The organism is Hymenobacter radiodurans (genome assembly GCF_004355185.1).
Taxonomy (GTDB): Bacteria; Bacteroidota; Bacteroidia; order Cytophagales; family Hymenobacteraceae; genus Hymenobacter; species Hymenobacter radiodurans.
The window spans coordinates 854838-867579 of record NZ_CP037922.1 but is presented as its reverse complement, the minus strand read 5'-3'; the positions used below and the strand labels follow the sequence as shown (position 1 = coordinate 867579).

The 12742-nt window shown below is 53.6% G+C and carries 13 protein-coding genes; 4 read left to right on the top strand and 9 right to left on the bottom strand.

Translation table 11 applies throughout. The features are described from left to right. Window positions 1–246 precede the first annotated feature (246 nt). Complete coding sequence (locus EPD59_RS04935) at window positions 247–2457, bottom strand: protein-disulfide reductase DsbD family protein (RefSeq protein WP_133271813.1); 2211 nt, start codon at window positions 2455–2457, stop codon at window positions 247–249. Between the two features lie 201 nt (window positions 2458–2658). Here EPD59_RS04935 and EPD59_RS23480 point away from each other — a divergent pair, with 201 nt between their 5' ends. Continuing rightward, window positions 2659–3456, top strand: a complete 798-nt coding sequence (locus EPD59_RS23480) for a hemolysin family protein (RefSeq protein WP_317128453.1) — start codon at window positions 2659–2661, stop codon at window positions 3454–3456. Further along, window positions 3381–3989: a hemolysin family protein gene (locus tag EPD59_RS23475; protein WP_317128452.1), complete on the top strand. Its 609-nt coding sequence runs from the start codon at window positions 3381–3383 to the stop codon at window positions 3987–3989. Before EPD59_RS23480 ends, EPD59_RS23475 begins: the two co-directional genes overlap by 76 nt. A 73-nt stretch (window positions 3990–4062) precedes the next feature. Here the strand turns inward: EPD59_RS23475 and EPD59_RS04925 are convergent, their stop codons facing one another. Continuing rightward, window positions 4063–4578 (bottom strand): gamma carbonic anhydrase family protein, encoded by a 516-nt coding sequence (locus tag EPD59_RS04925; RefSeq protein WP_133271812.1) that lies wholly within the window; start codon window positions 4576–4578, stop codon window positions 4063–4065. An 80-nt stretch (window positions 4579–4658) separates the two neighbouring features. Here EPD59_RS04925 and EPD59_RS04920 point away from each other — a divergent pair, with 80 nt between their 5' ends. Then, on the top strand, window positions 4659–5165 hold the full coding sequence (locus EPD59_RS04920) for a hypothetical protein (RefSeq protein WP_133271811.1): 507 nt from the start codon (window positions 4659–4661) through the stop codon (window positions 5163–5165). Here EPD59_RS04920 and EPD59_RS04915 read toward each other — a convergent pair. The 7 genes from EPD59_RS04915 to EPD59_RS04885 form a co-directional block, all read right to left on the bottom strand. Next, window positions 5162–6145 (bottom strand): radical SAM protein, encoded by a 984-nt coding sequence (locus EPD59_RS04915; RefSeq protein WP_133271810.1) that lies wholly within the window; start codon window positions 6143–6145, stop codon window positions 5162–5164. The genes EPD59_RS04920 and EPD59_RS04915 overlap by 4 nt on opposite strands. A 31-nt stretch (window positions 6146–6176) precedes the next feature. Then, window positions 6177–6938 carry an endonuclease III domain-containing protein gene (locus EPD59_RS04910; protein ID WP_133271809.1) on the bottom strand — a complete coding sequence of 254 codons (762 nt, stop codon included), beginning with the start codon at window positions 6936–6938 and terminating at the stop codon, window positions 6177–6179. A 120-nt stretch (window positions 6939–7058) separates the two neighbouring features. Next, the gene (locus EPD59_RS04905; protein ID WP_133271808.1) at window positions 7059–7763 is read right to left on the bottom strand and encodes an OmpA family protein; all 705 of its coding nucleotides are present in this window, start codon (window positions 7761–7763) and stop codon (window positions 7059–7061) included. Window positions 7764–8030: 267 nt separating this feature from the next. Beyond that, window positions 8031–8333, bottom strand: coding sequence for a YMGG-like glycine zipper-containing protein (locus EPD59_RS23120; RefSeq protein ID WP_262712926.1), 303 nt, complete (start codon window positions 8331–8333; stop codon window positions 8031–8033). 182 nt (window positions 8334–8515) lie between these two features. Beyond that, the gene (locus EPD59_RS04895; protein ID WP_165963477.1) at window positions 8516–9259 is read right to left on the bottom strand and encodes an OmpA family protein; all 744 of its coding nucleotides are present in this window, start codon (window positions 9257–9259) and stop codon (window positions 8516–8518) included. Window positions 9260–9470: 211 nt separating this feature from the next. Further along, window positions 9471–10379, bottom strand: coding sequence for an acetyl-CoA carboxylase, carboxyltransferase subunit beta (gene accD, locus EPD59_RS04890; RefSeq protein WP_133271807.1), 909 nt, complete (start codon window positions 10377–10379; stop codon window positions 9471–9473). Window positions 10380–10500: 121 nt separating this feature from the next. Then, window positions 10501–11550: a class I fructose-bisphosphate aldolase gene (locus EPD59_RS04885; RefSeq protein ID WP_133271806.1), complete on the bottom strand. Its 1050-nt coding sequence runs from the start codon at window positions 11548–11550 to the stop codon at window positions 10501–10503. A 173-nt stretch (window positions 11551–11723) separates the two neighbouring features. Here EPD59_RS04885 and EPD59_RS04880 point away from each other — a divergent pair, with 173 nt between their 5' ends. Continuing rightward, complete coding sequence (locus tag EPD59_RS04880; RefSeq protein ID WP_240731625.1) at window positions 11724–12722, top strand: OmpA/MotB family protein; 999 nt, start codon at window positions 11724–11726, stop codon at window positions 12720–12722. Window positions 12723–12742: the final 20 nt, after the last annotated feature.

Below are 12742 nucleotides of genomic sequence, written 5' to 3'. Positions count from 1 at the left end.
ACTGGTCCGGCGGCCGGCTAACTACTCTGTGAAGGTTCGAGCCCTTCTTCTACAGCTGATTGGGGATTACAAGTGGGAAGGGAAGTACCGGGACGTATCTGGGTGGGTACGTTCTTAATTGAGAGGCTGCATCTGGGTGGGTGCAGCCTTTTTTATTTCCTTTCCAGACGACTTATTCCAACTTTAGCTTCATTAAAAAGCCCCCAGAAGTAATTCTGGGGGCTTTTTAATGAAGCATCCTACCTTTTACCGCGCGGCCATTGGCTGGGTTTGGCGACGATATTGGGCTAATCCTGCATCCAGAAACTTCAGGAAATCGGCTACATCAGGCTCATAAGCGACAGGCGCTACCAAGGGTCGATTGCCGGCTTCGGCGTTGAGCAATACATAGTAAGGCTGGGCATTCACACCGTATTCTACTATTTGGAAGTCGGCGTTTTGCTTACCCAACGTGTTTTTCTTCTTGTTGTCGCGCCGGGAAGTGTACCACTCGTTTTTGGGTAGTTCCTTTTTATCATCTACGTACAGCGCTACCACTATAAAGTCTTCGCGGAGGCGCTTGAGTACTTGCGGGTCGTTCCAAACGGTAGCTTCCATTTTGCGGCAATTGACGCAAGCATGGCCTGTGAAGTCGATGAAGATGGGTTTCTTCTGGGCGATGGCGCAACGCTTCGCCTGCTCTAAGTCGAAAAAGCCGGTTAATCCGTGGGGCAATTCTAGGAAGTCGCCGTAAAGAGGCGTTTCACAAAGCTTGTTGGCAGCGGTAGTGGCTAGTGGAGCCACAGAATTGCCCCCCGATGCTGCCAGTGTGAAGTCGCGATTCGACTGAGGTGGTAAGTAGCCCGCCAAGAGCGGCAAGGGGGCGCCAAATAAGCCAGGCACCAGATAAGTCATGAAGCTGAAAGCCAGAATGGCCAGCAGCAAACGCGGCACACTTAAATGGGTAATTTCGCTGTCGTGGGATAGTTTGAACTTGCCTAGCAAATACAGCCCCAGCAACGCCGAAAGCACAATCCAGAGCACAAGGTACACGTCGCGGTTGAGCAGGCCCCAGTGGTACGCCAAGTCGGCCATGCTCAAGAATTTGAGAGCTAGCATAAGCTCCACGAAGCCCAACACTACTTTCACCGTATTCAACCAGCCGCCGGAACGCGGTAGGCTTTTGAGCCAGGATGGAAAGATGGCGAACAGGGTAAATGGCAAGGCGAAGGCCAATGAAAATCCAAACATGCCAACTACTGGCATAATGGTTTCGCCACGCGCCGCCAAACCCAACACGGTAGCTACAATGGGACCCGTGCACGAAAACGACACTAGCACCAACGTGAAAGCCATAAAGAACACGCCCAACCAGCCGCCTTTATCGGCCTGAGCATCGGCCTTATTCACGAGCGCATTGGGCAGCGTAATCTCGAATAGCCCAAGAAAGGAGAGGCCGAAGATTACGAAAACTGCAAAGAATATCAGGTTAGGCAGCCAGTGAGTTGCCATAAAATTGGGGCCGTCCTCACCTAGTAAGCGCGCTACGATAACACCAATAATGGTATAAATCAGAATGATGGACAAGCCATAAACCAAAGCTTTCATGATGCCCCGCGCCCGGCTATCGGTGCCGCCGGTGAAGAAAGACACCGTCATGGGCACCATGGGAAATACGCAGGGCGTGATGAGGGCTGCTAATCCGGAGAAGAAGGCCAACACGCCAAACCCCCACATACTACCCGTGCCGGAAGCATCGGTAGCGGGAGCCGCAGCGCCTACAGAGGCAGTAGTTACGGAAGCCGCTGGTGCTACCACGGCTGCTTGGGCTTCCGTAGCAGGCGGTGTAGGCGACAAGTCCGCGGCTGGCTCTGGCTGAGTTGGCGCGACGGTTGAAGTGGAGAGCGTTTTGCCCCCCGCATTCAGTCCGGCAGAGGCAGATGAGGTAGCAGATTGATTGCTGGCTGGAGGGACTACGGCACCAGTACCAGCGGCAGCAGCAACTTCAATAGGACCAAAAGTGAGCGTTTCATCGCCGGGAATGCAGCGGCCGTCTACGTCGGTGCAGGTTTGGTACTCTACCTCAGCCTTAACGGTAAGCGGGCCGGGTTGCAGGAGCTTAATGCGTTGCCGAATCTGACCAGTCTTTTCAAAGTAAGTGATGTCGCCGCCAAACGTTTCGTCGTACTTCTTTTTAGAGCCTACTGATTTTGGTTTGCCAACGACCGCGTAGGCTGCGCTTTTGGGGAAGGTGAACGCAAACACCGTCGGGCCCAGGTCGGGGTCAAAATCAGTGGCGTAGAGGTGCCAAGTGTCGCTCATCTTCGCATTCACGATTAGCTCTATCTCATCGCCCACTTTGGCGGTCGGTTGGCTCACGGCCGTAGAAAGCTTCGTAGGCGTGAGCACTTGAGCCATCGAACTCGCGCCGGCGAGCACGAGGAGGAGCAAAGAGAGCAGGATTCGTTGGAGCAGCATAAGATGATAATCAGTTCGAAGGCAAACAAAGTTCGGTAGGAAGTGTCACACTTTCGCGGATGGGGGTTGCGCACGACATTTATACCGCTTGATTTCGCCCCCGGGCACTAATATGACCAGAGCCCGAACCGCTTGGACAGAATCTCGTACTTTTGTAGTTATATAGGAGACTTGGCCGCGTGAGCCGAAGTTTCCGACACTATGGCCTTAAATATTCTTTTTACCATTTTGCTAGTGTTAGCGAATGGGTTTTTCGTAGCAGCCGAATTTGCTATTGTCAAAGTACGCGCCTCGCAGATAGACATCCGGGCGCAGGAGGGCAACCGCTTTGCGAAGGTAACGCAGGGCATCCTAGCGCACCTGGATGCGTATCTCTCGGCCACTCAGCTCGGTATTACCTTGGCCTCGCTTGGCTTAGGCTGGATCGGTGAAAGCGTTGTTTCCCAAATCATTATCGCCTTCATGGACGCGGTTGGCTTTCAGGCCGACCCCGAATTAGCGCATCGCATCGCGCTACCCACGTCCTTTGCCGTGATTACGGTGCTGCACATCGTGTTTGGCGAATTGGCCCCGAAGTCGCTCGCTATTCAGCGGCCCGAGTCGGTCAGCCTATTTGTGGCGCTGCCGATGCAGTTCTTCTACTTCGTATTCCGGCCTTTTATCTGGGTACTGAACGGGCTTTCCAACTTCTTCCTGAAAAGCGTTGGCATTACGCCCATTCACGGCTCGGAAGTTCATACGGCCGAAGAGCTTCGCATGCTACTCGATCAGAGCAAGCAAAGCGGCGAGATTCAGGATTCGGAGCACGAGCTGATTGAAAATGTCTTTCAGTTTAATGATCGGATGGTGAAGCAAATCATGGTGCCCCGCACCAAAATTGCCGCCATCGACATAAATGCCCCCAAGACCAGGTACTCGAAACCGTGTACAGCGAGGGCTATTCGCGCATTCCGGTGTACGAGGGCTCCATCGATAATATCGTGGGTATTCTTTACGTGAAGGACTTGCTTCAGCTGATTCGGCGGAATGAGTCGGTGGAGCTGGCCAAAATCATGCGGCCGGCTTATTTCGTGCCGGAAACCAAGAAAATTAACCGCTTACTACGCCAGTTTCAGCGCAAGCACATGCACATCGCCATCGTCTCCGACGAGTTTGGTGGCGTGTCAGGTATCGTCACCATCGAGGATATTATCGAAGAGTTGGTAGGCGAAATTCAGGACGAGTACGATAACGAAGTGCCCGTGGTAGAGAAAGTATCGGCCGATGAGTACCGGGTGAATACCTCCACCGCCATTTCGGATGCCAACGAGTACTTGCCCTATCCCCTGCCCGAAGGTGACGACTACGAAACCGTGGGCGGTTTGCTCAATATGATTTATGGCAACATCCCGGAAGTAAACGACGTGGCCGTTGTCGACAACTACGAATTCCGGGTGTTGAAGCGCTCCCGCCGCGCCGTGGAGCTAGTGCAGCTTCGGGTAATTACCACCGCCGAGCGTGAGGCAGAGGCCGACGAAGCACTGAACTTGTAAGCTATCGGCTTCCCGTTAGGATCATAAAAAAGCCCCCAGAAATGTTCTGGGGGCTTTTTTATAGTGTATAGGGCTATTGCTGAAACCAGCTAGCGTACAGCACATAGTTATCGGTGGTGCGGGCAATCATGGCGCGTTGCTCCTCACTTACGAGCTTGATTTTACGGGCCGGAATTCCAGCATACAGATAGCCAGGCTCGCACTGCGTATTTTCCAGCACCACTGCGCCCGCCGCCACAATACAGCCCGTGCCCACTACCGCATGGTCCATTACGATGGACCCCATGCCAATGAGCACATCGTCTTCCACAGTGCAACCGTGCACAATGGCCCGGTGGCCGATGCTCACCCGCGCCCCAATTGTGGTAGCCGCCTTCTGATAGGTGCAATGGATGACGGCGCCATCCTGAATATTCGTCTTGTCGCCAATACGGATGCTATTCACGTCGCCTCGCAGCACAGCATTGAACCACACGGTACAATCATTTCCCAGCACCACATCCCCGACAATTGTGGCATTCTCGGCTACAAAACAGTTGGCGCCAAGCTGGGGGGCAATTCCATTAACGGGCAAAATCAGAGCGGGCATACGTAGGATGAATGGCTTAAAAGATTAACAAAGAAAGTCTAATATTAAGCCCCGATTCGACGCCTACTTATCTATTCATTATGCCATCCCCCAACGCTCCTACCCTGCCCGCCCTTTTTACCGAACGTCAGGACTTTTGGCGGCCTTGGTGGTGGCTCGCCCTAGCCATTCCGCTTGCCTTAGGCTTAGTTTCTTTCTTTATGATCGATCGGGTGCCGGCCCCAACCGGTTTGAAGTGGCTGGTGTTAGTGGTGCCCGCTATCCTCACCATGGGTATTTTTGCCCTATTGCGGCTAGAAACACACTTTGATAAAGAAGGCATTTCGTATCGCCTCTATCCGATGGGTTGGCGCCGAGTGGCTTGGGCAGAAGTAAAAAGTGCCCATGTACGCAAATATTCCCCCCTGGGCGAATATGGCGGCTGGGGCATTCGAGGCCTCTCTACGTCAAACTATGCTTACAACGTGGCTGGTTCCTATGGCTTGCAGCTGGAACTGCACAACGGCAACCGGGTATTACTCGGCACCCAGCAGCCCGAGGCCCTGCGTCAGTTTATGGTGCAGCTACGACCTGAGCAGGTGCATTAGCGAGCGAGCATACGCTTCCAAGTGCCTTTCGCTAAATTGTATCTGAGCGTGCTAGGCAGGGCCTGCCAGAAATACTTACTAGTCTCCACCGCGAAGCTGGGCTGCATGTAGCAGTTGATGGTACAGCCTTCGCAAGCGGGCAAGCGGCCTTCCAGCGCCGCTAGCTGCTGCACTTCCCCCGATTGATACAACTCATAGAGCTGCCCATTAATCGGGAATTTCTTCTCCCCAAGGTGATAGCAAGGTAGTACCAGCTCGTTGCTAGGCGAAATAACCAACGTCGTGCTGGCGGCGCGGCATACCGGTTTGGCTACGTGGTTGCCGCCATCTTTGCGCAGCTGAATAAACGCTTCGTTGAGATAAACACCTTTGCGCCGCCCGAAAGCCGACAGATAGTCCAGCTCGGCGGTAGTTAGCTGTTCACCCGTAGCTACGCTGTTATACTCGAAGGCGGGATTGATAATAAGCACCAAGCCATTGGGCTGGGTGATGTCGCGGTACACAGCCTCTAGCTGAGCTAGATTTTCTCGAAATACAGTGAAGAGGATATCCGGGCGCTCCCCTAGTTCTTTGGCTACCCGAATACTTTCCAGCACAAAATCAAAGCAGGCGACACCGCGGCCTTTATCATGCACTTCCTTCTCCGACGAGTCGAGCGAGAAATGGAGCATATCCACCTTGCCCCGCAGCCGCTCCGCGTATTTTGGATAGAGCAGGCAATTGGTAGTAAGCGTGGTGATAAAGCCCATGTCGTGAGCGAGGCCCACAAACTCATGAATCTGGCGGTGCAATAGCGGCTCGCCCCCCGTGAAATCCACCACGTTTACGCCTAAACGCTGTAGATCGCGCAGGTTTTGGGCGACATCCTCTAGCTGAATATAGGGCGATGGTTTTTCCCAGATATCGCAGAATGAGCAGCGTGCATTACACCGGTAGGTGACGTAATAATTACAGAGTACCGGATGTCGAACGAGGCGCATAGTGGCAAAGGTAGCCCATTATGAACGACGACTAATGCGGCAGCTTGCCCCAGGCTTCTTCCCAGCGCTTGGGCGTGGCAGCCATTGCCTCAGGCGTAGCGGGGCCGTAATGCTCCTGGTAGTAGTTGCAAAAGCCTTTTAGGGGGCATTTTGGGCAATCGGGCTTCAGAAACAGGCAGATCTTTTGGCCATGCCAGTAATTGTGCTTGTGAAAGTTGAGCAACACCAGCGCATCGGCAGGCAGTTGGGCTAATAATAATTGGTGCGCTTTGTCGGCAGAGGCTTTCGGCGGAATCATGCCTACGCGCTGAGCAATGCGGTGCACGTGCGTATCGACGGGCAGCACGGGCTTATGAAAGTTAAACAGCAGCACCAGCGAAGCCGTTTTCAGACCAATACCCGGCATATCCATCAGCCAAGCCAGCCCTTTTTCAGTAGGCCAATCCGCCAGAAAGTCCAGCGTAATCTCGCCATGTTCAGCCTTGATTCGGCGCAATATCTCTTGAATGCGTGGGGCTTGGGTATCGGGCCATCGCGTGGTACGGACGGCGTGTGCCAACTCGGGCGTGGGCGCGGCCATCACGCCTTCCCAATCTCCGAATGCCTTCAGCATCCGATCGTAGGCTAGCTCCTCATCGTGGTGGGTAGTCCGATGCGATAACAGCGTAGATATCAGCTCGCGCATGGGCGAGCGGCGCGGGGTCTCCAACGTCAGCGGCGGATAAAACCCATTTAGAATTGCATGGTTCTCACGCGTTTTCTCAGCGGCTGGCGACTCGTAGGTAGTTGGCATAGCCGGTTGTACCGGTTGGGCTAACCTGAGGTTGCGCACCCGCTGGCATATTGATGTATATGCGCACAAAAAAGCCCCCAGAAACATTCTGGGGGCTTTTTGGAATTCTAGCAGCGAAGCTTAGATGGTGCCGCGCTCAGCAGCTTTCTTCAGCTTTTCGTTGGCATAAATGGCTACTTCTACGCGACGGTTAGCCGTGCGGCCAGCCTCAGTCGAGTTGTCAGCGATAGGCTGACGCGAACCGTAACCCTTGGTCTGGAAGCGCGAAGCGTCTACACCTTGGCTCTGAGCATAGTTAGCAACTGCTTGGGCCCGGCGCTGCGACAAAGGATCGTTGATGGCGTCGTTGCCGCTCGTGTCGGTGTGGCCTTCGATTAGTACGTTGGTGTCGCCGTACTTTTTCAGCGTAGCAGCTAGCTCAGCAATGTTGGTTTGAGCAGTAGAAGTCAGGTTAGACGAGTTCTTAGCGAAGAGGATACCTGAGTCGAACGTAATTTTGATGCCTTCGCCTACGCGCTCTACTTTGGCACCGGCCATTTCGCGCTTCAGTTCAGCAGCTTGCTTATCCATGCGGCGGCCAATGAGGGCACCACCGGCACCACCTACGGCTGCACCGATAATAGCACCACCAGCGGTGCTGTTTTTACCACCAAGCACGCGGCCCAGTACGCCGCCAGCTACGGCACCAGCACCAGCACCAATCAGACCGCCTTTAGCAGTTTTGCTCATTGGCTTCTTGGTGGTCGTGTCTTGGGCTTGGGCGAAATTGCCCCCTAGCAGCAACAGGGCTAGTATAAAGGCGATGTACGAACGGGAAGTTTTCATGATGTAATGTAAAGGGGTTTGTTTTGGTATTCGTTGGTAAAAGGCTGGTCCAGGGTTTGGAATAAATTGCCTTCCATGGCTAGATGAAAGGCAACCACCTTGCCAAACTCCTGCTCCTATCCTATTCACCCACAAAAAAATACCCTTACGCACTCGTAAAGGGCTTTTTCTGAAGCGAATATAGTTGAGTTAATTTTGGTAGAAACTAAAAAGGCTGCCCTTTGTCGGGGCAGCCTTTTGCTAGAACAACCAATTGGCAAGGTCTAACTAGTCTTTCTTCGTGTACTCCCGGTGCCGGACGGGGTCCTTCTTCTTGTCGCGCCGCTTACCAATTAAGGCGCCACTTACGGCACCTGCGCCAGCACCAATAACGGCGCCCTTGCCTCGGTCGCCTTTACCGGCGATGATAGCACCTGCCGCAGCCCCCGTACCGGCGCCAATGGCAGCACCCTTGCCTTTACGGCTCCAGCCTTTTTTTATGGGCTGAGTGTCGCTTTGGGCCAGAGCAGCATTACTTCCTAAAAACAGCATGGCCGCAGCCACAGCAAAATACACGCGAAAAGTTTTCATGATTTTTCTCGTTAGGTGGTCCGATCAAATCGGTGATAATCTGAGCGGTAAACGATAATCAGGCTGTTTAGGTTAGCCCAAAATAGCTGCGACAATATCATGTACAGTTCAGCTTACCTATTACGCAAAAAAGGCCACCCTAATGGGCGGCCTTTCTACAATTTACAGCTAAAATGCGCCGCTTATAGGCGGCCTTCTTCAGCGGCTTTCTTCATCTTTTCGTTGGCGTAGATAGCAATTTCTACCCTACGGTTAGCCTGCTTGCCGGCTTCGGTGGTGTTATCAGCAATTGGCTGCGACGAGCCGTAGCCCTTGGTCTGGATGCGCGAAGCATCTACACCTTTAGAAGTAGTGTAATTAGCTACTGCCTGCGCACGGCGCTCGGAGAGCGGCTGGTTGATAGCGTCTGAACCGCTAGCATCCGTGTGGCCTTCCACCAAGATGTTGGTGTCGGGATACTTCTGTAGGGTAGCAGCCATTTTGTCGATTTCAGTCATCGAAGCCTGACGCAGCGTTGCAGCGTTGGTATCGAAGAGGATACCGGAGTCGAACGTAATTTTGATGCCTTCGCCTACGCGCTCAACTTTGGCGTTCTGCATATCGCGCTGCAGTTCCTCGGCTTGCTTGTCCATACGACGGCCGATAAGAGCACCGCCCGTACCGCCCACGGCTGCACCAATAATAGCGCCCGCTGCCGTACCCGACTTACCACCAATTACACGCCCTAGCACAGCACCTGTTACGGCACCAGCACCAGCACCAATGGCACCACCCTTCACCGTACGACTAGTACCAGTCTTGCGGGGGCCTGTGCCGTTAGCCGACGTATCTGGGCCGGTAGCCGTGCCCTGCTGCGACGTAGCGCAAGAGCCTAGGAACAGGGTGAAGGCCAGAAAAAGAGAAAGAATTGAGTTGGAGGATTTCATGGGAGAGTGTACTTAGTGAAACAGAAATTAAATGGGTAATCGATGATTTCAGTGCTGCTTACTGCATTTCGACTGAAAAAGTTCGTGGAATATATTACTAGTGCTATCAAAAACCTTGCTGGAACTACTTGATCAGGTTTGGCAACTAAAAAAGCCCCCAGATAATGTTCTTACGCATCTGGGGGCCTTTTTGATGTTATGGTCTTCAGCTTCAGGCAGTGCCAGCTGTTCGGAGGCTATGTTGTAAAGGCAGCGCTTCTATCAGTACCTCAGGCGCGGGACGCAGCATGGTAAGCAGATCGGTAAGCTGCGCTTTGAGGTTCTTGCGGTCTACGATGAAGTCGAGGAAGCCGTGCTCCAGCACGAACTCAGCGCTCTGAAAGTCCTTCGGTAAATCTTTACCAATGGTTTCCTTGATAACCCGCGGACCGGCAAAGCCAATCAGCGCGCCGGGCTCCGAAATATTGAAGTCGCCGAGCATAGCGTAGGAAGCCGTAACGCCACCCGTAGTTGGATCAGTGAGCAGAGAAACGTAGGGTATGCCGGCTTCGGAAAGCATAGCGAGTTTGGCCGAGGTTTTGGCCATCTGCATCAGCGAATAGCCAGCCTCCATCATTCGTGCTCCGCCCGATTTTGAAATCATCAGGAAAGGGATGCGGTGTTGGCGGGCGTAGTCGATGGCGCGGGCAATCTTCTCCCCTACCACTGAGCCCATTGAGCCGCCAATAAATTTAAAGTCCATGCAAGCCACCACCAAATCGAGGCCATTGAGCTGGCCGTGTGCTGTGCGCACAGCATCGCGCAGGCCGGTTTGCTGCTGAGTGGCTACAATACGCTGCGGATAGCCTTTGGTATCCACAAAGTGTAGTGGATCGGCGGAGGACAGCTCGGCGTCAAGTTCGGTGAACTGATTATTATCGAACAGAACCTCGAAATACTCGGCCGAATCGATGCGGGCGTGGTGGTTGCACTTGGCGCAGGTATACTGCCGGCGCTTGTGCTCCACCATGGGCGACACGGTTTTGCACTCCGGACACTTGTACCACAAGCCGTCCGGGGTCTCCTTCTTATGCTCCGTCGGGGTGACGATGCCTTTCTCTACGCGCTTAAACCAGGACATACTTTCTATAATGAAAAATGAGGGGTAAAGAAGGGAGAATCAGAAAATGGGGGCGATTTTAAACAAAAAGAACGTTCAAAAGCTAGTTCCTCATTCATCCGTTTTCCTTCTCTATGAAACGCTAAGCAATTGTCACATCGCCGTCTAGGTACACGTCCTGGATGGCGTTGAGCAATTGTACACCTTCGGCGAACGGGCGCTGGAAAGCTTTACGACCCGAAATAAGTCCTTGCCCACCAGCGCGCTTATTCACAATAGCCGTTTTAACAGCTTGCTCTAAGTCGCCGGCGCCGAGACTTTCACCGCCAGAGTTGATCAGACCAATACGGCCCATGTAGCAGTTGGCCACTTGGTAGCGAGTCACATCAATCGGGTTATCCGACGACAAGCTCTCGTACATGGCCTTGTGGGTTTTGCCAAATTTTAGGTCGCGGAAACCGCCGTTGTTTTCGGGCAGCTTCTGCTTGATAATATCCGCTTGAATCGTGACGCCCAAGTGGTTAGCCTGCGCCGTCAGATCAGTAGCGACGTGGTAATCTTTGTCAGCGGTTTTGAAGGCGTTGTTGCGGGTATAGCACCACAGCACCGTGGCCATGCCTAGCTCATGCGCCCGCTCAAACGCTTGGCTTACCTCAATAATCTGTCGGTTCGACTCTTCCGAGCCAAAGTAAATCGTTGCTCCCACGGCCGTAGCACCTAGGTTCCAGGCTTCTTCCACCGACCCGAACATAATCTGGTCGAACTTATTGGGGTACGTTAGGAGCTCGTTGTGGTTTATTTTTACTAAAAACGGAATCTTGTGGGCGTATTTCCGGGCCACCGTTCCGAAGGTACCAAAGGTGGTAGCCACCGCATTACAGCCGCCTTCCACGGCCAGCTTGATGATATTTTCGGGGTCGAAATACATCGGGTTCGGGCCAAAAGAGGCGCCTGCGGTATGCTCAATTCCCTGATCGACGGGCAAAATCGACATGTAGCCCGTTCCGCTCAACCGCCCATGATTATACAGCTGCCCCAGCGAGCGAAGCACCTGCGGCGTCCGATTGGAAGGCACAAAGCAACGGTCCAGAAAATCGGGGCCGGGCTGGTGCAGCAAGCCTTTATCAATCGTCTTGCACTCGTGCTGAAGCAACGCCTGCGTGTCGGCGCTGTGATCAGAATAAGAGGCCATGCGCGGTTTTTTGGGTGAGACGGGAGCGGGAAACTATGGGGGGCAAATATAGGTCGAAAATCTCTTCAGAAGGATGAATGGTTGGAAGTTGGGGCTAGGCATGGTTACCTTGCTGCGGGGTGTTGCACGCAGTTAAATTTGCCCCCCAACTCTTTGTTAAGCACCGTTCTATTGTGAAAAAAACTTCTACGCTCTTTCTCGGGACGCTGTGCCTGACGGCCGCCACGTTGCTACCCGGCTGCGTGGCCTCCAAAAAATACGATGACCTGCGCGCCCGCCAAACGGCCACCGAGCAAGCCAAAGCCGACTTGGAGCGCCAGCAGCGCCAAGCCGTAGCCGAATTGAAAAAAGCCAGCGACGAACTTGCCCAGCTTCGCCTCGATAATAAACGCCTGGTAGCCGACTCTACTCAGACCGGCAACGTGCTGCGCAAAACCCAAAACTTGTACGGCGAGCTAAACAGCAGCTTTGAAAAGCTACTCAAAAACACCGACCGCGCCCTAGCCGACAAATCAGCGGACTACAGCAAAGTAGCTCAGGACCTCGCCCGCCGCGAGGCGGAACTAGGCAAAAGCCAGACAGAAATCGATAAGCTAACCGCCGATCTGAAAACCCGCGAAGCCCGCCTAGCCGAACTTCAGCAAGCCTTGGCTGAGAAGGATAAAGCTGTAAACGACCTGCGCGCCAAGGTGAGCAAAGCCTTACTTAGCTTCAACGACAGCGACTTACAAGTGCAGCTGAAGGATGGCAAAGTGTACGTGTCGCTATCGGAGCAGCTATTATTTAAATCAGGCTCTACCAAAGTTGACCCTAAAGGCCAGGATGCGCTCAAGAAACTAGCAGCCGTGCTCCAAGAGCAGCGCGACGTGAACGTAGTAGTGGAAGGGCACACCGACGATGTACCGATCAGCAAAGGTACCGCCGGTATGCAGGACAACTGGGACCTGAGCGTGCTGCGCGCCACTGAAATTGCCCGCCTGCTGACTACCAACGGCGTTACGCCGGAGCGCGTAACCGCCTCGGGCCGTTCGAAGTATGTGCCCGTGGATGTCGCCAAGACGCCCGTGGCCCGCCAAAAGAACCGCCGCACGGAGATTATCCTGACACCCAAACTGGATGAGCTGTTCCAGATCCTGGATTCTAATACCAGCGCCCCTCCGCCAACTAAGTAGTATAAACACATAAAAAAGCC